This is a genomic window from Herbaspirillum sp. RV1423 (genome assembly GCF_000577615.1).
Taxonomy (GTDB): domain Bacteria; phylum Pseudomonadota; class Gammaproteobacteria; order Burkholderiales; family Burkholderiaceae_D; genus Herbaspirillum.
Genome location: NZ_CBXX010000021.1, coordinates 23,140 through 48,577 on the forward strand (window position 1 = coordinate 23,140; position 25,438 = coordinate 48,577).

General features: G+C 49.4%; 21 protein-coding genes. 1 reads left to right on the forward strand and 20 read right to left on the reverse strand.

What is annotated here, in order from left to right; genetic code table 11:
* Nucleotides 1-2: 2 nt before the first annotated feature.
* From RV1423_RS18045 to RV1423_RS18120, 18 genes are all read right to left on the reverse strand, one after another.
* Nucleotides 3-1,988 carry a nucleoside-diphosphate sugar epimerase/dehydratase gene (locus RV1423_RS18045; RefSeq protein WP_081768877.1) on the reverse strand — a complete coding sequence of 662 codons (1,986 nt, stop codon included), beginning with the start codon at nucleotides 1,986-1,988 and terminating at the stop codon, nucleotides 3-5.
* Nucleotides 1,989-2,015: 27 nt separating this feature from the next.
* A complete protein-coding gene (locus RV1423_RS29130) occupies nucleotides 2,016-2,576 on the reverse strand; it encodes a sugar transferase (protein WP_081768878.1) in 561 nt (186 codons plus the stop codon).
* A 145-nt stretch (nucleotides 2,577-2,721) separates the two neighbouring features.
* A complete protein-coding gene (locus tag RV1423_RS18050) occupies nucleotides 2,722-3,951 on the reverse strand; it encodes a glycosyltransferase family 4 protein (RefSeq protein ID WP_034299580.1) in 1,230 nt (409 codons plus the stop codon).
* A 209-nt stretch (nucleotides 3,952-4,160) separates the two neighbouring features.
* Nucleotides 4,161-5,150, reverse strand: a complete 990-nt coding sequence (locus RV1423_RS18055; protein ID WP_051516759.1) for a glycosyltransferase — start codon at nucleotides 5,148-5,150, stop codon at nucleotides 4,161-4,163.
* 64 nt (nucleotides 5,151-5,214) lie between these two features.
* Entirely contained in the window at nucleotides 5,215-6,126 is a 912-nt protein-coding gene (locus RV1423_RS18060) for a glycosyltransferase (RefSeq protein ID WP_081768879.1), read from the reverse strand.
* A gap of 116 nt (nucleotides 6,127-6,242) precedes the next feature.
* Complete coding sequence (locus RV1423_RS18065) at nucleotides 6,243-7,262, reverse strand: NAD-dependent epimerase (protein WP_034299678.1); 1,020 nt, start codon at nucleotides 7,260-7,262, stop codon at nucleotides 6,243-6,245.
* Between the two features lie 113 nt (nucleotides 7,263-7,375).
* Complete coding sequence (locus tag RV1423_RS18070; protein WP_197034959.1) at nucleotides 7,376-8,176, reverse strand: TylF/MycF/NovP-related O-methyltransferase; 801 nt, start codon at nucleotides 8,174-8,176, stop codon at nucleotides 7,376-7,378.
* Nucleotides 8,177-8,283: 107 nt separating this feature from the next.
* A complete protein-coding gene (gene asnB / locus RV1423_RS18075) occupies nucleotides 8,284-10,176 on the reverse strand; it encodes an asparagine synthase (glutamine-hydrolyzing) (protein WP_081768881.1) in 1,893 nt (630 codons plus the stop codon).
* A 3-nt stretch (nucleotides 10,177-10,179) separates the two neighbouring features.
* Nucleotides 10,180-11,442, reverse strand: a complete 1,263-nt coding sequence (locus RV1423_RS18080; protein WP_051516761.1) for an ABC transporter ATP-binding protein — start codon at nucleotides 11,440-11,442, stop codon at nucleotides 10,180-10,182.
* Entirely contained in the window at nucleotides 11,439-12,251 is an 813-nt protein-coding gene (locus tag RV1423_RS18085; protein ID WP_051516762.1) for an ABC transporter permease, read from the reverse strand. Before RV1423_RS18085 ends, RV1423_RS18080 begins: the two co-directional genes overlap by 4 nt.
* 54 nt (nucleotides 12,252-12,305) lie before the next feature.
* Nucleotides 12,306-13,679 carry a glycosyltransferase family 4 protein gene (locus RV1423_RS18090; RefSeq protein WP_081768882.1) on the reverse strand — a complete coding sequence of 458 codons (1,374 nt, stop codon included), beginning with the start codon at nucleotides 13,677-13,679 and terminating at the stop codon, nucleotides 12,306-12,308.
* On the reverse strand, nucleotides 13,669-14,040 hold the full coding sequence (locus RV1423_RS18095) for a hypothetical protein (RefSeq protein WP_034299594.1): 372 nt from the start codon (nucleotides 14,038-14,040) through the stop codon (nucleotides 13,669-13,671). The genes RV1423_RS18090 and RV1423_RS18095 overlap by 11 nt, the downstream gene beginning before the upstream one ends.
* Nucleotides 14,040-14,987, reverse strand: a complete 948-nt coding sequence (locus RV1423_RS29135; protein WP_081768884.1) for a class I SAM-dependent methyltransferase — start codon at nucleotides 14,985-14,987, stop codon at nucleotides 14,040-14,042. Before RV1423_RS29135 ends, RV1423_RS18095 begins: the two co-directional genes overlap by 1 nt.
* A 2-nt stretch (nucleotides 14,988-14,989) precedes the next feature.
* Complete coding sequence (locus RV1423_RS18100) at nucleotides 14,990-15,928, reverse strand: class I SAM-dependent methyltransferase (RefSeq protein ID WP_155835153.1); 939 nt, start codon at nucleotides 15,926-15,928, stop codon at nucleotides 14,990-14,992.
* Between the two features lie 146 nt (nucleotides 15,929-16,074).
* Nucleotides 16,075-19,023, reverse strand: a complete 2,949-nt coding sequence (locus tag RV1423_RS28595; protein WP_051516764.1) for a glycosyltransferase — start codon at nucleotides 19,021-19,023, stop codon at nucleotides 16,075-16,077.
* A gap of 91 nt (nucleotides 19,024-19,114) precedes the next feature.
* Nucleotides 19,115-20,242, reverse strand: a complete 1,128-nt coding sequence (gene wecB / locus RV1423_RS18110; RefSeq protein WP_034299600.1) for a non-hydrolyzing UDP-N-acetylglucosamine 2-epimerase — start codon at nucleotides 20,240-20,242, stop codon at nucleotides 19,115-19,117.
* Nucleotides 20,235-21,245 carry a polysaccharide biosynthesis protein gene (locus tag RV1423_RS18115; protein ID WP_034299687.1) on the reverse strand — a complete coding sequence of 337 codons (1,011 nt, stop codon included), beginning with the start codon at nucleotides 21,243-21,245 and terminating at the stop codon, nucleotides 20,235-20,237. Before RV1423_RS18115 ends, wecB begins: the two co-directional genes overlap by 8 nt.
* Nucleotides 21,246-21,261: 16 nt before the next feature.
* Complete coding sequence (locus tag RV1423_RS18120) at nucleotides 21,262-22,116, reverse strand: SDR family oxidoreductase (protein ID WP_034299603.1); 855 nt, start codon at nucleotides 22,114-22,116, stop codon at nucleotides 21,262-21,264.
* Between the two features lie 355 nt (nucleotides 22,117-22,471).
* Here RV1423_RS18120 and RV1423_RS18125 point away from each other — a divergent pair, with 355 nt between their 5' ends.
* Nucleotides 22,472-23,290, forward strand: coding sequence for a symmetrical bis(5'-nucleosyl)-tetraphosphatase (locus RV1423_RS18125; protein WP_081768887.1), 819 nt, complete (start codon nucleotides 22,472-22,474; stop codon nucleotides 23,288-23,290).
* Here the strand turns inward: RV1423_RS18125 and RV1423_RS18130 are convergent.
* Nucleotides 23,220-24,026, reverse strand: coding sequence for a 1-acyl-sn-glycerol-3-phosphate acyltransferase (locus RV1423_RS18130; protein ID WP_034299607.1), 807 nt, complete (start codon nucleotides 24,024-24,026; stop codon nucleotides 23,220-23,222). The genes RV1423_RS18125 and RV1423_RS18130 overlap by 71 nt on opposite strands.
* Nucleotides 24,027-24,035: 9 nt before the next feature.
* Complete coding sequence (locus RV1423_RS18135) at nucleotides 24,036-25,322, reverse strand: dihydroorotase (protein WP_034299611.1); 1,287 nt, start codon at nucleotides 25,320-25,322, stop codon at nucleotides 24,036-24,038.
* Between the last annotated feature and the right edge of the window lie 116 nt (nucleotides 25,323-25,438).

The following is a 25,438-nucleotide window of genomic DNA, read 5'->3' on the forward strand; positions in this document are numbered from 1 at the left end:
TGCTATCTCGACGCGCTGTTCGGTTTTTCCACGAGTACTTCCCCGTGCCTAGCAAAATGATTCCAATCAACGATATTTGTCGCTGGCTCGTAGCCATTGACCAATGTCATAAGAATTGATCTGATTGTTGCAGTATCGTTGTTTTCCACCGCGAACAAGAGGGAGGACAATGCTCGCTGCAGATCTTCCCAAACGATAAAATCTTCTTGTGCTTTCATAATACGCGGATGAGCCGTCGCCATAGGATTCGCCCCAATCAGCAATTCCTCATACAATTTCTCGCCAGTACGCAAGCCGGTAATTTTTATCTCAATGTCACCGTTCGGGTTTGCGTCGTCTCTGACACTCAAGCCAGACAGTTCAACCATCCGATAAGCCAAATCACTAATTTTGATTGCCGGGCCCATATCCAAAACAAAAACATCTCCGCCTTCGGACATTGCACTGGCTTGCACCACTAATTGTGCGGCTTCGGGAATAATCATGAAATAGCGCGTAACCTCTGAATGGGTTAGTGTAATTGGGCCACCTGCTTTAATCTGCTGCCTAAAAATAGGCACAACTGATCCAGATGAATCAAGCACGTTTCCGAAACGCACCATTGAGAACCGGGTGTTATTGATGTGCTCCCTAGATGAAGCAGTTTCGCTCAATAAAAATGTTGGAGATTTTGATGCAGCCAGCGCTTGAAAAACCATTTCTGCCAAACGCTTGGTCGCCCCCATAACATTGGTGGGCCGAACCGCTTTGTCCGTGCTAATCAAAACGCAGTCCCGTACTTCGCTCTCAACGGCCGCACGAGCAACATTATACGTACCGTAAACATTGTTATTGATTCCCTCCGCTGGATTTTGCTCTACCAGTGAAACGTGCTTGTATGCAGCAGCATGATAAATAGTTCTGGGGCGCCATAGGTTGCAAACTTTGCTAATTCGATCAAAATCGCGCACATTCGCTAAGAGTGTGATCAATTCGGTCTTAAGCTGCAATTCCTCGACGCGCTCCTGTAAATCTCGGTGCACCTGATACAACGCAAATTCGCTATGATCCAGCAGCAGCAAGCGAGCTGGGCCTGCGCTCAAAATCTGTCGACACAGTTCGCTGCCAATACTGCCACCCGCTCCCGTTACAAGAACCACTTTCCCTGAGATGTTGCGACTGAGCAGAACTGGATTGGGAGGAACCGGTTCACGCCCAAGCAAATCCACGATATCCAGTTCATGAATATCCGAAACAGTAACTCGGCCACGAGCCAAATCTGTCAAATCTGGAAGCGATCTGACGTGGACTTGATACTTGCGTAGATGTTCAAGAATTTCATTTCGCCGAACTCGAGTAATTGAGGGTAAGGCTAACAACACATCTGTAACGGCGTACGACTCAATAATCTTTCCTGCGTCGCTAGAAGAGAACACTTTGTGACCATTTATGGTTTTACCGAACAAGTCCGGGTTATCATCTAAAAAACCAATAAGTGTAAGAGGCTGACGTCGTTGCAAAACCTCTGCGATCTGAGCGCCTGCTGCCCCTGCGCCATAAATTAGTAGTCTAGCCTCCCGTTGATGCAAACGATCCGCATCTGCCTTGCTTAACCAAAAACGAGCAAATGCGCGCGTTCCACCCACCAACAAAAGAAGCAAAAGTGGTTGAAGCAATCCAACTGAGCGAGGTACCCCTGGTAAAGCGAGCCATACCAAAACTGCAAATAGGAAAACGCCATAAATACCCACAGCTTTTGCGATCGCGACAATCGCTGCAATACCTGTATAGCGAAAAACGGCTCGATATAGCCCCATTCTTAAAAACAAAGGAAAAGCAAGCACTGGTGCCAGTTGATAAACATGCCACTGATAACCGCTAGGCCAGTGCAAAGTATCAAGTCGTAGAGAAAATGCTCCCCAGGTTGCGATAACTGAAAGAACAACGTCCGTAAAGATGGCGATTGCCTGTTTACCAATTCTGGGCAAATGAATAATATGACGCTGCATAAACCTAACCTAAATTTGTGACCTGATTCAATGTGCAACACCTACACGTGTTACGACCTTTAAGAATGTCAACCACAAAATATAGGCATCAAACGATAGTGACCGTCGTTTCAAATAAGCCAGATCAAATTCAGTCTTTGTTTTAATTGGTAATTCGTCCCGCCCATTAACTTGAGCCCAACCAGTCAATCCTGGCAACAACTTATCGACACCACAGGCTGTGCGCAAACTAACAAGATCGTATTGGTTGAATAAAGCGGGCCTCGGCCCAACGAAACTCATCGTGCCTGTTAAGATACACCACAGTTGTGGAAGCTCATCCAAACTAGTCTTACGCAAAAAACCACCTATAGGCGTCAAAAAACTCTGGGGATTATCCATGAGATGCGTAGCTAGAGCTGGCGTTCCTACGTGCATTGTCCTAAATTTAGGCATTTTAAAAAGTACATTGTTTTTCCCGACCCTATCTGACCAATACAATACTGGGCCTGAAGATGTGAGCGCCACAGCAGAACCGACTACTAGCATAGGAAAGAATAGGATTCCGGTAGCGATAACCGCCAGGGCAAGATCAAAAAAACGTTTCATTAGGGGCAGCGAAATATATTTTTGATTATAAGATGCTCACGAAGAAGTAATTTTAACAGTGTTAGCGGATTACTTTGGCGCAGTTCTTAACCTGCCCAGCAAAAGTGGTCTTTAGGGAACTCTAAGTTTGTTTTGCGCCCATGGATTATGTCTTCTTATTTGACAATATCTTAAGATGGGAAATTAATTCTCTCGTTCTTATTGCAAGATCGAAATTTTTCATACAGTAGGACTTCCCGCTCTCTCCCATCTCTCGAAGTTTCTGCTTTGACATTGAGGCCATTTTTAAAATCGCATTTGCCAAACCCACGGCATCACCTGCCGGCGACACAAGCCCTGCTTCGGCTGCAAGGACAACTTTAGCGCCCTCGCCGTTAAGGCTGGCAATAATGGGCTTACCTGCTGCAAGATAGGTCTGCAACTTGCTAGGAATGGTGCTCGCCAGAGCATCATCGTCTCGCAATGTAACCAACAATACCGATGCGGCGAAAAAAATGCTGGGCATTTGTTCCGCTGGAAGATGCCCGGTCATAAAGATATTTTTTAAGTTTCTCCGTAGAATTTCGGTCCGCAAAAAAGCACTCGCGCTGCCATCGCCCACCAAGAAAATTTTTATATCGGAGTGCGAGAGCAATCTTTCTGATGCATCAAGTATCGTTTGGCAAGATTGCGCCTGCCCCAAATTCCCCGCAAATACCACTGAAAATGTGGAGCTAATATCACATAGTAAAGATTCCGTCGCAGATTTGCCAACGCTCGGTACCATAACTTCTGCCGCATTCGGGAAAAAGTAAATCTTCCGGACATTTTGAACAAGTCTAGCCACTGGTTCACGAAAAGCCTCGGATTGAATCATCACAGCATCAGCAGCGTGATAGATGTATCGAACTGCCTTTTCCACCACTCGCAAGGTAATTTTGTTTTTTACAAAACCCGTAGCCACCAAAGATTCCGGCCACAAATCCTGGACCCATACTGTTAGTGACGCTTTTTTCAGCGCTGCGATGGCGACCGCCGGCATAGCTTGCAGCAATGGCGAAGGCGCATAGACAAAAACAGCGTCGAAAGAACGGCCTCGTAGTGCCCAAGGAGCAAAGCAGTAGCCGGAAATAATGAATGAAAGATAATTAAGTCCCAATCTCAAGCCCCCCCCCTTCCCCCGCGGAAAGAGCGGAATACGAATAACGTCGACCCCCTGCCATTGTTCTTGATCGATACCCCAACTGCTATAACCGGGGAAAACCCTGCCGGTAGGGTAGTTGGGTTTTCCCGTTAGTACCGTAACGTCAATATCGTTTTTTTTCAACGAGACGACCAAATCGTTAATACGAAAATGTTCCGGCCAGAAATATTGCGTCCAGATAAGAACCTTCATTTCACCGCTTTTTATAATAATTGGTTAGTAAACCGCCGTTTGGGGAGTTCATCTGAAGAATAAGAGAAAGCACAAAGGCTCACATGGAAAAAGGGCAAATACCGATAAGACATCTCGCTCGACGTCATCATCCTAACCGCAGAGGTGCGAGCCAACACTCGGGAAAAACCTGCGTCCAAGAATATCTCACCCAGATGCAAAGGCAGTATTTAGCCACCGATTAAACGCATGAAACGTTTTATGTGGATTCGCAGTGTAGGTGGGAGCAATTTTCTTGCGCACTTAAAAAGATAGTATTTCAGCACTGTCTTCCCAAGTAGTCCCACAACCTCAACGAAATCGCGAGCGGACGCCGATTGCCTCGTATTGGCCATTGCTTTTCCAGCCGCAAAGCGCGCTGCATCATAAAAGCCTCGCAACCAGAAACTGACCGCAATTTCTGCATAAGAAAATGCAATTGATCTATTTCCTTGCCTAGTAAGTTCAGCAGACGACAATTCGGATGTGAATCCAATAAAAAGATTGTTGCATTCTATAAGTGCATGTTTCGCCATTGTCACGCTTCCTTGGTTTTCATGGCTTCGCGCTTTGACCAAAACCTCGGGTACATGAACAAAATCATACTTCGCCGCCATCCGGAACCACAAATCGTAGTCCTGTGTCGTCCTCAGTGCTTTATTGAATACCCCACATTCTTCGAAAGCTTGTCGCGGAAGTAGCAAGGTGCATCCGTGCAAATTATTTTCAAGTGAAATCCAATGGCGGAATTGCTGCGGGGGCACGCCCTTCATTGAGACTCGCGCCGCTATGTCGGGGCTCTTGGCAAACACCGCATAGTCGCTATAGATGATTGTCCGTGGCTGAGTGCGCGCCAGCATCGCATCCATTTCAACCTGAAGTTTGTCCGGTGTATATAAGTCGTCATGGCTTAGCCATGAGCAATAGTCTCCTGACATTTTTTCAATGCTCAGATTCAACGCTGTTGCGACCCCTCCATTCTCCTTGGCAAAATATCTCACGCGTGCACCATAGCCCAAGGCTATAGCTTCCGTACAACCGTTGTCATCAGATCCATCATTTACAACAAGGATTTCAATATTAGGATAGGTTTGAGCCAGAGCACTATCAATTGCCTCTTTCAAAAAATCGGCCCCGTTATATACCGGAATGAGAATCGAAATTTTAGGATATGCAACCAATTTTCACCTTCTGACCACGAATCTTCTGAATGTACGATTCATACCCTGAACCATGGAATGAAAATTATCGAAAAAATTCGACTATTGATTGACGCACCTGCCCCAAACCAGACCTCATAAACCCAAATGGAGAATAGCAAAATGATGACATTAATAAGCGCACACCGAATTTTCTCCATTGCGGCACCTTAAAAAGTGCCCCGCCATAGTAAAAATATATTCTGGCAGCTCCCCGTCGCAATAAACTTGTGCCGAAACTCCCATCTTCTCGAAAGATCTTTCCGACGTAATATTTCAGGCCAAATGCAATTTTATTCGGATCCTGAGACAACAATACATTGTCATCATGCGTTCTCAGCTCACATGTATAAATAGGCAAAGCGTCAATTCTGTATTTTTTTGAAATCCGTCTCCACATATCCGTATCTTCAAAACGATGCATATTCTCGTCAAATCCCCCAACAGACGCAAATACCTCTTTGCGAACGACAACAGTAGGCAACGTGATCGTGACAGGAGTGAAGAACGCAATATGCTTATAAATATCGCCCGAAACCGTAGCTTCGTATGTGTGCGGCAGTCGATTACCGTCCTCATCAATGCATACTGCGGAGGTATAAATCATACCGACTTCAGAATGAGTCTCAAGATATTCGATTTGCATGGCCAGCTTGTTCGGCATATAGAGATCGTCAGAATCGAGAAACGCGATATATTTCCCTTTCGCCACATTCAGCGCATGATTGCGCGCGTTGGATCTCCCATGGTTGCGCTGGTAAATGTAGTGAACTCTTTCGTCGGTGATTTCCGCAACGATTGATTTTGTGTCATCAATCGAGCCGTCGTCAACTACGATTACTTCAAAAGTCTGATAGGTCTGAGCAAGAACACTTTGGATTGCGCTGGCGATAAAACGTCCACGATTGAACGTAGGAATAATAATACTCACAACCGGAGCAGACTGACATGTGGTCATTCCACCCCTCCCATCTCTTGGTCGTCAATCGACTGACGGCCATACGCCAACATTGTGTCCCGTATAGGAGTCCCTCCATCAATTGCCAATTTATTCATTTTGCTCTCAGAAAGGAATCAATGCACTGCGCTGACCGCATAGTAATCTACGTACCAGTCGATGAATTTGGCAATTCCGTCAGCCAGAGATGTTTTTGGCGCAAAACCGATCTCCTGCTGCAACGACTCTATGTCTGCAAAGGTGGCCAATACATCCCCATCTTGCATGGGCAACATATTTTTAAGTGCCGGCTTCCCGAGGGCACGCTCCATGGTCTCAATGAACTCCATCAGTTCAACCGGCTGATTGTTTCCGATATTATGAAGCCTGTAAGGTGCATCGCTCGTAGCGGCATTAGGCGCGGCCCGGTCAAATGTCTCGTCAGGAGTTGCAACATTTTCCATCGCTCGCACAACCCCTTCGACGATGTCATCAATGAACGTGAAGTCACGCCGCATTTTTCCTTGGTTAAATACATCAATAGAACGGCCTTCGCGAATGGCACTCGCGAACAATGATGGAGACATATCTGGACGCCCCCATGGACCGTATACCGTAAAAAATCGCAGACCGGTAACCGGCAGCCGATATAAATGACTGTAGGAATGCGCCATCAACTCATTGGATTTTTTTGTGGCTGCGTAAAGGCTAACGGGATGATCTACGCCATCCATGACACTAAATGGCATCTTTGTATTTGCGCCATAGACGCTAGAGCTACTTGCGTAGACCAGATGTCCCACCTTATTGTGACGGCATCCCTCCAGCACATTCAGAAATCCAATCAAATTGCTGTGTGCATAAGCATGCGGATTCTTCAGGGAATAGCGAACCCCCGGTTGAGCAGCCAGATTAATAACACGATCAAACTCCCCCTCCATGAAAAGTTGCGCAGTAGCTACTTGATCTGCCAAATCCAGTTTGATAAAACGAAAATTGGCGTAACCCATCAGTTGCTTTAACCGGTCTTCTTTCAGTTGAACATCATAATAGTCGCTCATATTGTCGACCCCGGTCACGCGGGCTCCTTGCTCAAGCAAGCGTTTGGAAACGTGCATGCCAATAAATCCGGCGGCCCCCGTCACTAAAATCCTCATGCGTTCATCCATGGTTAACTAAGAAGTGTCACGACTTCATTACTCGCTTCGCAACGGTACTTTCGACAAAATTTGTGTATTTTACTGTAAAGAATGGCTTCCAATAGCAATCTTTATGCCTTTACTGCCTTCCCGCTACCACATGTACCGATTGTAAACGCCTTCCCATGAAAGCCAAAATCGGCGAACTCAAGCAAGCTAATTTCAGGATTCCGCTCCAACCATTCGCGACACGCTCTTTGCTGTCCGAATTCTGGCAAATTCCGATAACAGCGCCAGTCATCAAAAAGCAATACCGAACCAACCGTCACGCGCTCGGTAAGAAAATTCAAGACCGGGACAGTCGATTCGTAAAAATCACAATCAATCCAGGCTGCCGCTACTTTTTCAACCGCTTCGACCGCGGGGCCGGCAGGCGCCAAACTTTGGTCAAACCACCCCTTGATCGTTTTCACTCGCGTCAGGTCTAGGCCTTCGAAAAGCAAATTTTGCACAAATTGTTCCTCATTACATGCAAATTGCCCCTTATAGAAGCCACTCGTATAATTTTCCGCGGCATCGATTCCTCGCGGCTCAGGCAGCCCTTCAAAGGAGTCGAGGGCGATGAACTTCATCTCAGGGAAAAGCGGCGCCATAGTCGTATGCGCATAGGAAAATGTCTTCCCCATGAACACGCCAAACTCGAGATAGTCCCCCTCAATCTGGGTTCCCACCAAGTAGTCCGCCAATTTGTCAATAACATCCCATCGATTTTTGTAATAGCTGAGCAAACGTACGTTCATATGCTCCACTTTTTTTTCCAATTGCAGCAAACGATTACTCTGGCTTTCCAAAGTCGCCAGTAATCTGGACGTATTCTCGGCGTTAAGGCGCTCATTCAAACCTTTTAACCAAGTGCGAATTCTGACTTTCATATTTTGTTCCACATTAATCATTAATGATTTGCAGCAACGGGACATTCTGAAACGGGCGGCTGGAAGCACAAACGATTCGGACCGGCCCTTTCGAAATCCTCGCTACTTCAGAGGGCCGCCGTTAACACCTTGCGACGCCATAACTCTGTGACCATCAAAAGCCAAGGATGAGACCATGGCCGATGCCCATTCAGGAAATCGCTATGGATCTTTTGGACCATATCAGGATTGAACATTCCCGCACGAATGACCGACTCCCTGGAAAGAGTATCGTGCATTATTTCGGCCAACGGCCCGCGCAGCCAGTCAGCATAGGGCAACGCGAAACCACGTTTACTCCGCTGATTGAAGAATGTTTCCGGCAAATAGCCTCGAGCTACATCACATAAGATTTTCTTCACGCCCGACTCGCTATAGCTAGCTCCCGGATCCAACGTGCGCGTATTGACTGCCATCTTCGAACTCAGCGGCAACGACAACGCAAAATCAGCGAGGACATGATCTAGAAAAGGAACCCGAACCTCTAGCGAGCTCGCCATTGCGCAGGTGTCAATATCTCGCAACAACTGGTTCCTCGTATATCCATTCAAGCACAGTACGCTTGCACGATCCAGTGGCTCCGCATTGCGCATTTCATCAGCGCCTGACAAGTCCTCGGAAAATGAGCGAAAGGTGACCTTCGCACGATGTTCGCTCGACATCAAGTCATAAGCCATTTTCGGGCCAAAGCAATGATAGAGTCCTCCGAAAGCCTCTCTGAATTTGTCTATTCCATCCGACGGCGTCGTCGAACGCCGTCCGAACAACGATTTCCACCAAGGAGAGACAGGTTGCGGAACAGCACCGAAGTCCCGATTCATATGAGCAAACCACGGATACCCAAGGAAAAGTTCATCGCCCCCTGTGCCTGATAAGGAAACGGTCACGGACTGCGATGCCGCATGGGCGACAAAATAACTATTAAGACCATCGACTGAAGGTTGATCCAATCCATGGATAAACCGATCCAGATGAGACATCATATCGGCTGCAGTCACGATCACGCGTGTGTGGTCTGTCTGCAAATGATCCGCCATTGCCGCGGCCTCCAAAGTTTCATCCGGAGCGCCGGCGCCGTCTTCGAATCCCACCGAGAATGTCTTCACATGCCCGCCAGTTTCCTTGGCCATCAGCGCCACGATCAACGAAGAATCAACCCCTCCGGACAAGAATGCACCTACAGGCACATCCGCAACCATTTGCAGTTTTACGGACTCAATCAATGCATCGCGGAACTTCTCCACTTGCTGCTCATAGGGCAATTCTCGCAAGCCGACCACGCGATTAACGCCATATTCCCAATAACGTTTCAATGTCGAGCCGCTCTTATCAATCACCATATAATGTGCTGATGGCAGTGCACGGACATTTTTTACAAGTGTACTAGGCTGATATACGGAACCCATGTTAAGCAACAACCTTAACCCTTCGGAGTCCACCTCACGAGGCACCAACTCAGTGGCAAGCAGTGATTTAAGTTCTGATGCGAAAAATAACGCCCCGTTTATTTCCACATATAAAAGCGGTTTGATTCCGAAATGATCGCGTGCCAGTAACAGGCGCTCATTCCCATCTCCGTTCCGCTTATCATAGATTGCAATTGCAAATATCCCCCGCAACCGAGACAAGAACGCGTCGCCATATTCGACGTATAAATTCAGGACGACCTCGGTGTCGGACTCGGTCTCAAACTTGTAGCCCTTGGATTCCAACAGCTTTCGTTGCTCGCGGTAGTTGTATACTTCACCGTTATAAACGAGCTGAATCATTCCTTTATTTGCAGCCATCGGCTGATGACCACCGGATGTAGTGTCGATGATTGAAAGACGCGTCTGCCCGATCGCTACGCGATTATCAATAAACGAACCGCGATCATCTGGCCCTCGATGAGCTAACGCCTCCAGCATAGCCCCTAATGCCTGCTGATTGGGCTTACGAAACATCCCGGCAATACCACACATAACTCACTCCCAATCCGTGGAAGAAATCGATCGGGAGCCGGTAAAAGTACTCTCGAGATTTACCAGCCCAGGAAACAACGCACCGGTTTCCGCTTCTATGATTACCGTATCCGCCACAAAGTGGATCATCGAATAATGTTCAGGATTGCCTGGGCCGCTCATGTTTTCTGCGATGCCGAAATTGATGAAGTAAGCACCATTGTTGAACGCCGAACGCAGCGAAAAGTCGAATTCTTTGGTTTCTCCTGCCTCTACCCCTTGAATAGTTTTGGTCGCAGAGGTAGAGAATCCGTATATTTGTACTCCGGTATTCGTCCGGATATCAAATCCAACAGAGATCGAGGGAATGGTGACGCGCGCCTTTACACGAATACGAATTACGTAGTCCTCTCCGTCTTTTAGACGTCGCACCGGTTTGCCATCTGAGCTGACAATTTCAGCATGCACAATTTCAGCACGGCGCTGACTGTTCGAATCAAAGCTTCCCAATTGCAATGCAGGCACAGACGGCGCTGCGGCCTCATTAAGAGCCGACATTTCCTCGTGTACTTTTTGCTCGTACAGATAGCCGACCGTGCGCGGCTCGCCCTGAGCGATCACGCTCCCCCGCTCCATCAGGATTGCTCGGTCACACAAATCATAGATTTGCTGGAGACTGTGGGTGACGAACAAAACGGTCGCGCCACTCTTGGCGATTTCACGCATACGAGCATAGCTCTTCGCGTTAAAAATCATATCTCCCGTCGACAAGGCCTCATCGACAATCAGTATGTCCGGATCAACACTGGCTGCAACGCTGAAAGCCAGACGAGCGACCATCCCACTAGAATATTCCTTGCAGGGAGAATCGATAAACTCCTGCAGCCCACTGAACGCAATGATGCCGTCAGTCTTAGCGTCAATCTCGTCGTGAGTCATGCCAAGGCAAAGACCACTCAACAAAATATTTTCACGGCCGCTTAGCTCCATGTTGAAACCCGTACCCAAAACCATGATTGCAGACACACGGCCGTTCACTTCAACACTTCCAACGGTTTTATCCAACGTACCCGTTATGACTCTCAGCAAAGTCGTCTTGCCAGCACCGTTACGGCCAATTACCCCCACGACTTCGCCGCGGTTGATTTCAAGATTGACGTCTTTAAGCGCCCAATGCTCCCGATGACGAGACTTCCGGGTTATCGCCTCCATCAAAATATCAGAGCTCCGCGTATACAAACGATACATCTTTCCCAGGCCAACGACCTTGATTGCAGCGTCGCTCATAGATGGCTTCCGAACTGCGGCTTAAGCCGTGCAAACAAAGTGGCGCCAATAAGAAAACTTGCGGAGCCCAGCACGCAGGCCACAACCCAAACTGATGTTCGTATTGAGCCGTAGTAGCCTGCGTCGTGAAAACACTCAATAAATACTGTCATGGGATTAAGATAAATGATGGCGCGGATCGATTTTGGGACCCAATCCATGAGATAAAAAACTGGTGCGACGTACAAGCCGATCAATGCATACATCTGAACAATGTCCTTGAGATCCCTGAGAAAAACACCAACAGCTGAAAGCAAAAAGGCGATGCCAAGTAAAAACAGATATAACGGAACTGCCGCAAGCGGAAACAATAGGAATCCCCAATGCGCCCGACCAACACCGACAACGCCGTACAGGATTAACCCAAGAACTCCGACAAATAGTGTCGGCAACGTCGAGAAAACCACTTTCACTGGCAAAATTTCCAGAGGGAATACAACCTGCTTCACCAATGCCGCCTGTCCTGAAATAATCGAGGATCCACGACCGAGGACGTCAGCCGTCACAAGCCATGCTACCAAGCCCGACAACATATATAGCGTATGGTCGCCCGGTACGGTAATGCTCGAATCTACTTTGGTTCGAAAGACCACTCCGAACATGAACACATAGACACTGATCATCATCACCGGGTGAATGACAGCCCAAAAACTGCCTAGAATCTGGCCCGCATAGCGATCAGAAATATCTCGCTTCGTCATTTCCAGCAAAAGCCTTTTGTTTTTTACAAGACTATTAACAAGGAAAGAAGCGCCAAGAAAAAGTGACATGAAAATTTTTACAAACCTATAGAATGACCAAAACCCAAGTCTGTGACATACAACCTAGATCTGACCGGTACTTGATTGCCGATTAATTTGAGCAACACCATCATAGAAAACCAATGCTCGCTCCCTGACACGATCTCGATCTGCCATTTCTTTGATTCTTATAAGGTTATTCTGCGCCATTCGATCAACCAATTCGTCATCCTGCATCAGCCTCACTAGCGCCTCCGCAATTTCGTCCGGATACAGATTCCGGGCAAACAGAACATTTTCTTCGTTCTTGACTACTGGCACGATGGTGTCCAATGGTGAAACCAAAGGGACGGCGCCGAGCGCCATCGCCTCCATCATGGTGTTCGGAATACCGTCGCTAAGCGACGGCGCCAACATCACGCGCGCCTTCGCTATTCTTGCCAAGGTTTCATCTCGCCCTAAACGACCGAACGCCAGGCAAGACTCTTGCTTCTCTTTGGGAAACAAGATTTGATACCACAATTGCACTTCGGCTTGCGTCATCCAGAGCATTTCAATACGACATGGCTGGAGACGATCCCACACCTTTAATATTGCTTCAAAGACTGGCATGGCTTTCGCGGTATAAGTTTCATACGCTTTCGGCCAAACAATTACACGCTCTCGCTGGGATGGCGGCAGGGTCCACATTTCACGAAATGCGCCAATGTCCATTCCGCCAGCACCAGACACAACCCCCATCCCCGGATTAGATGTCTTTTCCGAGCCGACTCCGACACTTTTGACATAATCATAATTTTGCTGATTGTCGGCGATAAAATGGTCGCAATTCTTCAGTACTTCTAAAATACGAGGAAGAAAGTCGGGCGAGTAGCGCTGCAAAGCCAGATCTGGCCCACCACGAGCCTGAGCAACCCATCTGCCAATATGCTCAAGCCCATGTAGTTTTCGCGCATTCAAATATAGATACGACGCTGGGTCGAAACCCAAGGTATGCACAATATCCGGCTTCCACTCTTTAATGATTTCGGCCAGGCTTTCTTCAATGGTAGAGGCTTGATTACCCTTCAGAAGTTTTTCACTGAAATCCAGAATGCGCCCTAAGGTACCGCGAATGAGTCGAGTGGTAATAATCCGCTGATCACCACGAAGCCACCCTTTCAATTTGAAAACAAAACCGTATATCGAGTTTTGGACTGGCGGATAGACTGTCTGGCGATTAGTCGTCGAATATCGTTCTGCATGATCGGGTTTTGTGATGTAGCACTTAACGCCCCAATTCTGCGGGGGCACCGCAGACGGCAAACAAAACACGCGTACGTTGAACGTTGAACTTTGAAGCAAGTCAACCCAAGAATGCGTATGAGAGCTTTCAGCAAAACCGACAAAAAGAATCCGGGGCCTACTGGGGTAAAAATCTTCTTCAAACTTTGTGTTCCGTACCGGCTTATTTCCCATTCATTTGCTCCAAAACTCGGTCGATATCCGACCTCAACCGCGTTTGCTCTTCAAAAAAAGGCGCAAGCATCTTAATTAACGCTGCGTTATCAATCGACACGCCCGCCTCAAAACGCCGATCAAGACGCCTTACTTCTATCTCGATATTTGCCATAGTCTCTTCAGATCTCCTGGTCTCATTTGTCGCCAAGGCCATTTGTCCTAAGACCATTTCCTGCAGTCTGCTGACATCAACGCTTAAATTGTCAGTTTTTTGCAGTAATTCCTTGAGGCAATTTTCGATCTGGTCTAGCTGCACGTTTTGCTTTTTTAAAAAAAAGCTCAAAAACCGCTCAGCGACCGCACTGAATTTCATCATCATCAACTCCGACGCCTCGCATGCACATAGATGGTGTGACCAGGAATTCCATTCAGACGACGAATCCCTGCTGCCGTCATTGCACGGGCGGCAAATCCAGCCAATTGAGACACACCTTCCAATCCTCGAGCCTTACCTATCGGATCAAAAATCAGGGCAGGCCAAGGATTCTCCGACCAAATGGCGGGCAAATATGAATCCCACAGATAATCTGGCAGCGGTTCATATCTCACGCTTACCACCTCCAGCCCCAACAAAGGCAAAGCCTTTAAAAAAGTGTCAGCAGTCCAGTATGTCAAATGATGAGGCGGCAGTTCTGTATGCGCGTCTGGGAAATGACGAATCGGCCCTGCCGCATTCGGTGTTGTGATAATCAAAGAACCATTTGTGCTTAACAGTGAAGTGCATAGTTCGAGCAAAGCGACTGGATCGCCAACATGCTCAAGAACTTGCAACATGGTAATTGCATCAAAGCGCCCAGCGCAATCATTGAGGTCCGATAACGTCTTCAATCCCCTCGCCGCCAATGGCGGCAAGAGTGCACCATTGGCGTCGTAGCCGGTCAGTAACGCCGTTGGGTTTCTTTTTTTCAAGGCATCCAGAAAAAAACCGGAACCACAGCCAACGTCTAGAATATTTGATCTCGCATAGCTTCTCAAATCTTCATCAGCTTGTTCAAATTCCCATTTTTCCTCGTTGTAATAGTCCACCGCAGAAATAGTTTCATAAAACTCTTGGGAACCCGGCACTACTGGATACGTACAACCGAAACTGCAAGTTGGGCACTGAAAAATCTCAATCGGCTCGTCGTACGCAGCGACAGAATCCCATACGCTTGATGGAAAACGAATCGCCTGCGAAGCTGCCTCCCAGCGATGAAGTACGTCATCCAGACGAATCTTCCTCTGCGTAGAGACAAGTTCTGCCTGTCGACATAAAGGACAATGCATTCTTAACCCTCTTTAACACGCATCCAGAAAGCAGAAGGCTCTGACAATGGATAGTGTTTTCTCATAATTTCAAACTCAGGAAAAACCTTGAGCATACGTTCCGGATAATTTTCCATCAAATAGTTGCCAGGCCAGACCACCTCAAACCGAGAGTTATGAATTAAAAATGCCTGCAACAAATACTGCTCGTTCCAATACAACTGATTCTGAAAATACACCTCGGGATAAGGCTTGGGCAGACTAATGTCATGTACATGCACAAGAACACCGGGCTTCAGGCGAGGCAAAATCTCCAGAAATTCGTAATGCACGTCATTGCCGCTCCGAATCACGTGACTGGAATCGATAAAAAGTATGTCCCCTGCTTCCAATTCCTCAAAATAAGACAAAGGGACATCCTGCACACGCTTAACGATCAATTCGTCCAAGCCGGGATAGCCGTCTTTAAATAGAGGCCACGGATAAGGATCAATGGACGTCAATTTGATCTCGCTGCCCTCACCCTTGTTTGCTGTACATGCCGCGATTGCCAATAAGGTGGAATTTCCATTCCCAATTTCGACAATGCGCTTCGGCTTGAAGTGGCGGATCATGCAATAGTAAACATGTGCATCAACAGCCATGTAACCGCCGTTAATTAGATAGAAATCTGGAGGATCGAGGGGACCATCGATGGGAAACCGCTCACGAAACTCTCCGAGATACTCTGGACAAATCGTCTCCATAACGTTTAAAGCCAGAACATCGTTTGTATCCACCCCAACCATTGCTGACGGACGCCCCCAGAAAGTCTCGAGCTGGTCAATATCATCAGGAATCGGTAGATAAAAATGCTTACGCAGCAAATGAAAGCCGCGCTTGTAAAAAATGCTATGCAGAGGATTGCCTCCCGGCGGCAATGCATCCATTCTGCTCGCCAACTCCTCCGCCAACTGCTCCATATCGAAGTCTTTAAGAGTTACGGGAGGAGGAAAGATACGATCCAATATATTTTTTATCACAACAGGGGTTCCTGCAAAAAAAACTACAATAGCGGAGCAAAATCCAGCCCCAGATTAAACAACAATTATTTGCACTCTATGAAAAACTAATTGGCGTAATTTTCTCGAGAAATACTTGGCTGTTGATCAATCAATGCCTCCCATTGATCAATCACATTCGAGACGTCATAGATTTCTGCCCGTTCAAATCCTTTCGAAATATACTTATTCGTTATTTCAGGATTATCCATTAGGCATTCGATAGCATCCGCTATCTTGACCGGGTCCGGCAAAGTGAGGATGCCGAATTCGCCATTAGCAAGCACCTCTCGCGGTCCTGTCGGACAGTCGACGGAGACAATGGATGTACCGCATACCATGGCCTCGACCAACACTAGTGCAAACGCTTCTAATTCGGATGTGAGAACCAGCACATCTGCTGCCTTGATCCAAGGATAGGGGTTATCTTTTCCGCCGGCGATCTTAACATATTCACCTAATTCCAAACGCTCGACTTCGTTTGCAATATTCTCCCGCTCAATACCATCACCGATGCATGCAAGACTGAAAATTCGACCACGCGCTTTCAGTTCTGCACAAGCCGCCAGAAGCAATCCATGGTTTTTCTCCGCGCTGAGACGGCCCACATGCACCAAACAAAATTCCGACGAATCCCTCCACTGAATAGCATCAGAATCTTCCGCCGAGGACAAGCGGCGTATCCGCGCGCAGTCAATTGGATTGGGAATTGTCCTGACTTTGTGAGAATCCATCCCAACGTATGTTGCAATGTCAGTGCCGCAGCCGTCACCCGGCGTTACGACCTGGGATGCATTTCTGACCGCTTGGGAAAAATTCCAATACTCGGCATCAAACCGTCCTTTGCCTGGATACATCATTGGAAAATAACGAGACTCAAACGTATGTAAAGAAGCAATAAACGGCTGATCTAGCCACGCCTGCGCCAACCAGGCGGCGACTGCTGCCTCCTCCATTACGGTAATGAGAACCTGATCATCGCTTAAACTTTTCGACAACTCGCTGGCTAGGCGATCTGCAGCAACCAGATGAGAGCTCATTGCATCAAGAAAAATCGCTGCGGGATTTGCCGCCCGATCAAAACAAGCTTCATGCTGAAACTGCTCTCCCCTTCGCAGGCCACACAAGACATTCCGGGCGCGGCGTACGCCATGCACTGCACGTCGCGCCAAGCGGACCACATCCTGCAACCGCAAACGAGTACGCCAATCAGGAGAGACGCCACGGTAAGCACACCGGGCAAGCAATACCAATCGCCCCCAGGCAGAAGCTGGCGGCATATCAATGACATGCTCAATGAGGGAGTCTTTCACTGTTGGACTACGCAACGAAAGTAGTGAAACATCCGAAGCATAAGAAACGGCAGTGTGGTGGCATTCTCCATGCAATACTACGACGGTCGGCGCATATCGTTGACGATCAAGATAGCGCACCAAGTTCCAAACCACGCGCTCAGCGCCCCCACCCCAGATGGATCTCTGAACAAAGACGACTTTACGCTTGTCGTGTGGCGACTTTGCTCGATCCAGAATTGCGACAATACGGTCCGCATTAGTGCCACTATCGCCATCAGATGACATGGACACAGCCGCAATTGCATCGATCCAAATAGACCGAGCGCTACCTCCATGAACAACTAAATTGACCTCTCCGAGCAAAGGAAGAGTATCTTTGGCCGCAGCAGTATTTCGAAGTACGGGAATGCTATCGAACCACGCCCAACTCGCCCCAACCCCATTCGCCAAGATCAATACCCGATAACCACGCGCGAGCAATTGGCCCGCAAGAGAACGTACGAAAGATAAGTCAGCGTCCACTACATCCTGAAAAACAATTTTCTCCAGTTGGCTGCTGCAGGCGAGATCTGGCTTAACAAAAATGTTCTCAAATTTTTCAAGATAGGCAACCAGTGCGTCTTCTGTACCTGCAGGCCCATGTTTCCGCTCAAAACACTCGCCCCGAGCCAACCCGATATAATCCAGCGGTGAGTAAGTAAAATCCAGATCTGGTCCGGAAACCGCGAACGCCAACTGACACCACATCCAACCCCATGCATCCCCGTCTTCTTGCAGTGCCATCTTTCGGATGCGCTGAACAACTATTTCTGCCAGTTCTTGACGTTCCAGGCGCGCGACTTTTTCACGAGGAATCACCCATTCCAGCACACGCAACATGAATGCAGGCTGCGCTCCGAGACAGTAAATAAAAGAAGTGCGATCACACGCTACCTCAAGAGCTAACGATATTAGATCGCGCGCTACTTCTTTCTGCCCCAGATCGGCAAAGGGCAAAAGCTCTGAAAACGAATGCTGATTGATAAACCTAATTGCAGCTTTTGCGGTATCAAAATAGCATGCGTCAGGAAAAACCTCAGAACCTTGTGCAGCATGATTGCGACTGATTACAGTCCATTCGGGGATGAATACCCCTTGATTCTGTTGAAGTAGACGCAACCACAAATCGTAGTCCTGCGCATACCGTAGGCTGCTATCAAAAACACCTACTTTCTCCCAGGCAGTCCGCCGAACACAAATAGAAATACCGTTGACAAAATTACGATAAAACAGCGTAAGTATCTGTGCATCTGGCCGCGGCACCGGCCCCCATAGGTCACGACGATCCAACTCACCGGTCGCATCCCTCAGCAGGGAAAAATAGGAAAAGAAGAAATTGGCATCGGGATGCTGTTCGCTCCACCGCCGATTGACCTCGAGCTTGTTCGGCTCGAATATATCATCGGAGCTCAGCCAATGAAGCCATTGGCCACATGCATGGCGCAATCCTGTATTGAGGGCGGCCGCCACCCCCCCGTTGGCTTGAGAGATCAGTTTTATCCGAGAATCTCGTTGAGCATATTCTTCCACCAACACGGCAGTCTCATCCGTCGAGCCATCGTTGACAACGATAGCCTCCCATGAGGGATCAGTCTGATGGAGCAGACTATCCAGAGCCGCAGAAATAAAAGCGGCCTGGTTATACGTTGGAACGATAATCGAGGAAAAAGGCTCTTCAATCATTGAGTTAATTGAATGGATTCAGCAAAAGGCTACAGGTGCTTGACAAACTCAAACACCTCCGACGGAAAAATCTGATTTTGCTAACGACAAGCTATGCTTTAGACCATACAACTCGATTGATATAGTCAACGTAGCTCAAAACGATGTTAACAATTTTCTTAGAGACCAAGCCCCCCTCATAGTCCGGAACAATCCGGTTGCGGGACTTGCTCTTTGAATATTGCACCACAGTGACTTCAACGGCTTCCAGCACTCGCTCAGCCTTCAGTCCGCTCATGATCAAAGTCCCCTGATCCATCCCCTCAGGACGCTCATGAGTCTGCCGTATCGTAATCGCCGGTAGATTCAGCAAAGAGGCCTCTTCGGTGATCGTACCGCTATCAGAAAGGATGCAAAATGCATCCATCTGCAGCTTGATATAGTCAAAGAACCCGAAAGGCTTAAGGAACTGTATCCGTTTATCAAGACCATCAACACCAAGCTTCTCAAGACGCAGACGGGTTCTCGGATGTGTTGATACAATCACCGGCATATCATATTTCTGCAACAACGCTTGAAGAGTCTCCAACAAGTCAGTCAGATTCTCAGGCGAGTCAACGTTTTCTTCCCGATGCGCACTCACTAGAAAATATTTCCCAGCTACCAATTCAAGCCGATCGAGAATATCTGATTGCTCGATTTGCGGTGAAAAATGCTCCAGCACTTCCTGCATGTGCGAGCCGGATTTAATGATGCGCTCTCCGGGCAAGCCCTCATCGAGCAAATATCTGCGAGCATGCTCCGTCAATACCAGATTAATATCGCTAAGATGATCAACTACTTTACGATTCAACTCTTCGGGTACTCGCTGATCAAAGCAACGATTGCCCGCTTCCATGTGAAAAACCGGAATTTTTCGACGCTTAGCGGCAATGATCGATAGGCAAGAATTCGTATCCCCATACAGCAGTAGGGCATCGGGTTTTTCAATTTCGAAAACCTCGTCAGATTTCTCAATTACCCGGGCAATCGTCTGCGCGGCATTAGCACCGACCACACCCAAGAAGTAATTAGGCTTACGAATGCCAAGCTCATCAAAAAACACCTGATTGAGCTCATAGTCAAAATTTTGCCCTGTATGCACCAAGATGTGGTTAGTCGACTCGTCCAATGCCGCAATTACGCGAGACATTTTGATCAGTTCCGGGCGAGTCCCAACAATGGTCATCACCTTAAGCATTCAACTGCTCCTGAATGAAATCCAAGTTGAGCAGCAATTTTTTTACGCCCTCTACATCAAGCCTCTCTGTATTGTGAGAGGTATAGTCGTCAAGCGCGGCAATCTCGATTTCACCTTCGACGAAAAATTTCGCATAATTCAAATCACGATTATCGGCCAAAATTCTAAAATAACGCCCCATGTCTTCAGCCTTAGACATTTCTTCACGAGAGACCAAAGACTCGTAGAGTTTTTCGCCATGCCTTGTCCCGATAACGCGCACATCATCGCTCTTGCCAAACAAACCATTCAACGCCTTGGCCAATACCTCAACAGTTGACGCAGGGGCCTTTTGAACAAAAATATCTCCTTGACGACCATGCTCAAATGCATGCAACACTAGGTCAACAGAATCTTCCAATGACATAAGAAAACGCGTCATTGCCGGATCGGTAATCGTGAGCGCCTTACCTTCCTTAATCTGCCCCACAAACAAAGGAATCACCGAACCACGTGAAGCCATCACGTTACCATATCGCGTCGCGCACAATACCGTCTCGCCATCGCCGCGCATCCTTGATTTTGCGACCATCAGTTTTTCCATCATAGCCTTGGAAATTCCCATAGCGTTGATGGGGTAGACAGCCTTGTCGGTGCTGAGAACGACAACGCGGCCGACACGATTTGCAATAGCTGCGTTCATCACATTTTCCGCTCCGAGGATGTTAGTCCTAACAGCTTCCATTGGATAAAATTCGCAAGAAGGCACTTGCTTAAGTGCTGCCGCGTGGAATACATAGTCGACGCCTTGCATCGCCTCGTACACGCCGTCATAGTTGCGAACGTCGCCGATATAAAATTTCAATTTGGGGTCGTTAAAAGCGATTCTCATATCTTCTTGCTTTTTTTCGTCGCGGCTGAAGATTCGAATTTCGCGCACGCTAGTTCTAAGGAAACGCTTCAATACTGCATTGCCGAACGAACCAGTTCCACCGGTAATCATTAAAACTTTATTCGAAAACATTTCCACTTTCCCCAAATCAATTAAATTCATGCATGCGCTTCACTAACGTAACCCAGTCTGGTGAAACATATCCCGTGGCATCGAAAAACTTGGTTGCATCAAGCGAGCGATCAATACACACCGCCTCCGAGGGGACGATGGTAATTTCTTTGCCATATACCTGCGTCACAATCTGAAGCAAATCATACTTATTCGTCGGCTGTGCGGCGACATGATACAAGCCATGCAATTCACTGTTCGGCAAGACATAATCGCGTACGACACGCGCCAACTCAACGGTAGGTAAGCCAGAAAATATGGCCTTCGTATAACCGCTTACTGTGCCATTTTGGGCCAAGAACCACCCGATAAGACTATTAGCCGAGCTTAATTCTCGGCCAATGATGGATGTCCGCAATGTAATAGCGCCAACATCGTGCAACTCACCCAACAATTTGGTTCGTCCGTACAAATCATCTGCATCAGGGAAGTCTGCTTCCTTGTACCCTCCCTTTGCCCCCGAAAAAACACAGTCCGTACTAATATGAATAACTCTGGCGCCAATCATCTTGCCCAGCGCACGCAGACGATGCGGTAACAATGTATTGATAGGTACAGCTTGGAGCGGGTTTGCCGACTCTGCAAGTTGCTTTACAAGTCCCACGCAATTGATGATGACTTGAGGGCGCACCTCGTCAAAAACTTTGATTAAAGAATCCTGACTTTCCACGTCAACGCCATAGAGGATACGATCATGCATCTCACTGGAAAAAAAACGCTTTGCATTGGCGCTACGGGCAGTACCATATACTCCCAACGACTTATTCGCGGCAAGAAACCTAAACATGGCGTTCCCTAGCATACCGGTAATACCAAGTACGATGACTTTCATTAAATGCGCCTCCAAAAGATCGCTCAAATATGCGACTCGCACTAGTATTAGCGCGTCAACCAGCTAGGCGGCCACACGCAAAATATTACACAAAAGCAATGAGAAATTAAGCAAAGGCGTATTTTACAACGAGCCTCGTCGGGGAAACGGGGCTTTTCGCGGCTCCGCCCCGAAAGATCCCTCGGTCTCGATGCCCAAAACGTGCGCTATGAAGGACTTCACGTAAACATACACAGAAGAATATGTAGTAGCTCATCCATCGCGCTTTGAAACTTATTATCTCCAGCACCTCGTTCGCTTCCTTTGAGACTAAACTTCAATTTTTTTGCAACAGAACGCATAAAACATGAACATAATAAAGACCTATGCTATAGGCGACATACAAGGATGCCAGTTTCAATTAAGCTCGCTTTTAAGATTTCTCTCAGAATCGTCAACAATAACACGGCTTATTTTCGTCGGCGACCTCATCAACCGCGGCCCGCAATCCTTGGCAACGCTTCGCCATATCCGTTCGCTCGGCGATCACGCCGAAGTAGTGCTGGGCAACCACGACCTCCATCTGCTCGCCGTCTCCCAAGGCATCCGCCCCCTCCACCCCACCGACACCCTGCAAGACATCCTCACCGCCCCCGATCGCGACGAACTGCTCGACTGGCTGCGTCATCGTCCCCTGGCCCTGTTCGAACAAGGCAATCTGTTATTCCACGCCGGTGTATTGCCGGAATGGGATGCACCCAAGGTCATGTCGCTCGCTCATGAGGTCGAAACCATGCTGCGCGGACCGAACTGGGTCGACTTTCTCCGCCATATGTACGGCAACGAGCCCATCCACTGGGACGATAACCTGCAGGGCTACGACCGCCTGCGCTGCATCGTCAACACGCTCACGCGCATCCGCTTCTGCACCCCCGACGGCGGTATTGATTTCAAGATCAAGGAAGGCGCCGGCGCCGCGCCACCAGGTTATGTGCCGTGGTTCGACATGCCAGGCCGCAAAACCGCCGACGTCACTTGCGTCTTCGGCCACTGGTCGGCGCTGGGTCTGACGTTACGGCCGAACCTGATCGGCCTGGATACCGGCTGCGTCTGGGGCGGCAAGCTTACTGCGGTGCGGCTTGAGGATCGGGCGCTGTTCCAGGTGGATTGTCCGCAGGCACAGCGGCACGGCTGAGCTCTTCCGGCACATAGCCAAGTCCGTCCGCGATTACCTTGCGTGCGGCGACTGCCAACTCGCGCCGATGCGCGCCAGTGCTTGGAATCGCCTGCAATTGCATCAGTTCCGCCGTCATCGAACGTGCCTTCAAAATCGCCAGGATGCTCTCGATGATCGTCGTCTCGCCGATGAAGTCGGCGGCCGGATGGTATTGCCCCTGTGCATCCAGGTAGCGCAACGCGTACGGCTGCACCGGCACCTTGGCATCGATCGCGGCTTCGAACAGGTTGGCATGGAAAGGCAGCAGATTTCCTTGCGCCGCCGTTGTTCCTTCAGGAAAAAAAGCCACCCGGTCGCCCGCTTCGATGCTGTCCACCAGCCCCTTGAAAATGCGTCGCACGTCGCTGGCCTTGCCGCGCGAGATGAAAATGGTGCCGGTCTTGGCACACAGCCAGCCGATGAAAGGCCAACTGCGGATGTCCGATTTCGCCACGAAGCGACACGGCTGCATGGAGTTGACCACGAAAATATCGAGCCATGAAATGTGGTTGGCGATGATCAACGCTCTTGGCGGCGCGGGTGTGCCAGCCAGTTGGCGAATCACTACCTGAATGCCGCAAATGCCCAGCAACCGGCGCGACCAGCGACGGATGTGGCCTTCCCTGCCGGTCGGACCGATCCACGGGAAAATGAAAGCGCAGATCGCCATGCCGAGAAACAGATGCGCCACCAGACGCAACACGCGAAAAAACATCGTCCCCGCCTAGCGTTCGAACGCAACGTGGCCGGCGACGATGGTCGTCTTGACCTGGCCGCTCAATTCGTAGCCGAGGAAGGGCGTGTGCTTGCCCTGGCTGGCCAGCGCCTTGGCCTCCACCGTCCAGCGCGTCTTCGGATCGAAAATGCAGACGTCGGCAACATCGCCGACCTTCAGGCTGCCGGCCGGCAACCCCGCCACGCGCGCCGCATCGGCGGTGACCTTGGCGATCGCCTTGCCGAGGCCGTCGGCCTCGCTTACCCCAGCTTCTTCCGCCCACTTCAGCGACAGCGACAGCAGCAATTCCAGACCGGTGGCGCCCGGCGATGCTTCGCCGAACGGCAGCAGCTTCTCGTCGTCATCCACCGGCGTATGGTCGGAACAGATCGCGTCGATGGTGCCGTCCAGCAACGCCGCGCGGATGGCATCGCGGTCGCGTTGCGAACGGAAGGGCGGATTGACGCGCGCGTTGGAATCGAAAAAACCGATGTCCATGTCGGACAAATGAATGTGGTGCGCACCGACATCGCAGGTAATCGGCAAGCCTTCTCGCTTGGCCGCACGCACCAGTTCCAGGCCTGCAGCCGACGACATCCGGCACAGATGGACGCGTGCGCGGGTTGAACGCACCAGTTCGAAGATGGTGTAGAGCGCAACCGTTTCCGACATCACCGGCACCCCGGACAAACCGAGGCGCGACGCGGCCGGGCCGCTGTGCGCGATGCCGTTGCGGCCGAGGTGCGGATCCTGGGGGCGCAGCCACACGGTGTAGTCGAAGGTCTTGGCGTATTGCAGCGCACTCAGCAGCACCGTGGTGTCGAGGATAGGCTCATCGGCCTGAGAAAAACCGACGCACCCGGCTTCGGTCAGCTCGGCCATTTCGGTCAACGCCTTGCCTTTGAGGCCGGCGGTCAGCGCGCCCAGCGGATACACGTGCGCCTGATTGAGCGACTTGGCGCGGTGCTTGAGCATTTCGACCAGGCCGGGTTCGTCCAGCACCGGGTCGGTGTCGGGCGGGCACAGCAGGCTGGTGACGCCGCCCTGCATGGCGGCCTGCATTTCGGATTCCAGCGTCGCCTTGTATTCGTAGCCCGGCTCGCGCAGGCGCGCGCTCAGGTCGACCAGGCCGGGCGCCACCACCAGGCCGGCCGCGTCGATGGTCTTGTTGGCCGTGAAGTCGGCCGGCGCCTTGCCGATGCCGACCACCTTGCCGGCGGCGATGAACACGTCTTGTTGCGCGTCGATGTTGTTGGCGGGATCGATCAGCCGGCCGTTCTTGATATGCAGTTTCATGCGCTATTCCACTCTTGTCCGCGTTGGGACTGAGGCAAAACCGCCCCAGCGTCGTTATGCCTCCTAGTCGTACTTGCAGTACTGCCTGCGTCGGCACGCCTAGCTAGGATAATTTT

Coding starts and splice junctions, on each gene's coding strand:
- RV1423_RS18045 (WP_081768877.1), bottom strand. CDS start 1,988: ATGCAGCGTCATATTATTCATTTGCCCAGAATTGGTAAACAGGCAATC.
- RV1423_RS29130 (WP_081768878.1), bottom strand. CDS start 2,576: ATGAAACGTTTTTTTGATCTTGCCCTGGCGGTTATCGCTACCGGAATC.
- RV1423_RS18050 (WP_034299580.1), bottom strand. CDS start 3,951: ATGAAGGTTCTTATCTGGACGCAATATTTCTGGCCGGAACATTTTCGT.
- RV1423_RS18060 (WP_081768879.1), bottom strand. CDS start 6,126: ATGACCACATGTCAGTCTGCTCCGGTTGTGAGTATTATTATTCCTACG.
- RV1423_RS18065 (WP_034299678.1), bottom strand. CDS start 7,262: ATGAGGATTTTAGTGACGGGGGCCGCCGGATTTATTGGCATGCACGTT.
- RV1423_RS18070 (WP_197034959.1), bottom strand. CDS start 8,176: ATGAAAGTCAGAATTCGCACTTGGTTAAAAGGTTTGAATGAGCGCCTT.
- asnB (WP_081768881.1), bottom strand. CDS start 10,176: ATGTGTGGTATTGCCGGGATGTTTCGTAAGCCCAATCAGCAGGCATTA.
- RV1423_RS18080 (WP_051516761.1), bottom strand. CDS start 11,442: ATGAGCGACGCTGCAATCAAGGTCGTTGGCCTGGGAAAGATGTATCGT.
- RV1423_RS18085 (WP_051516762.1), bottom strand. CDS start 12,251: ATGTCACTTTTTCTTGGCGCTTCTTTCCTTGTTAATAGTCTTGTAAAA.
- RV1423_RS18090 (WP_081768882.1), bottom strand. CDS start 13,679: ATGGGAAATAAGCCGGTACGGAACACAAAGTTTGAAGAAGATTTTTAC.
- RV1423_RS18095 (WP_034299594.1), bottom strand. CDS start 14,040: ATGATGATGAAATTCAGTGCGGTCGCTGAGCGGTTTTTGAGCTTTTTT.
- RV1423_RS29135 (WP_081768884.1), bottom strand. CDS start 14,987: ATGCATTGTCCTTTATGTCGACAGGCAGAACTTGTCTCTACGCAGAGG.
- RV1423_RS18100 (WP_155835153.1), bottom strand. CDS start 15,928: ATGGAGCAGTTGGCGGAGGAGTTGGCGAGCAGAATGGATGCATTGCCG.
- RV1423_RS28595 (WP_051516764.1), bottom strand. CDS start 19,023: ATGATTGAAGAGCCTTTTTCCTCGATTATCGTTCCAACGTATAACCAG.
- wecB (WP_034299600.1), bottom strand. CDS start 20,242: ATGCTTAAGGTGATGACCATTGTTGGGACTCGCCCGGAACTGATCAAA.
- RV1423_RS18115 (WP_034299687.1), bottom strand. CDS start 21,245: ATGTTTTCGAATAAAGTTTTAATGATTACCGGTGGAACTGGTTCGTTC.
- RV1423_RS18120 (WP_034299603.1), bottom strand. CDS start 22,116: ATGAAAGTCATCGTACTTGGTATTACCGGTATGCTAGGGAACGCCATG.
- RV1423_RS18130 (WP_034299607.1), bottom strand. CDS start 24,026: ATGTTTTTTCGCGTGTTGCGTCTGGTGGCGCATCTGTTTCTCGGCATG.
- RV1423_RS18135 (WP_034299611.1), bottom strand. CDS start 25,322: ATGAAACTGCATATCAAGAACGGCCGGCTGATCGATCCCGCCAACAAC.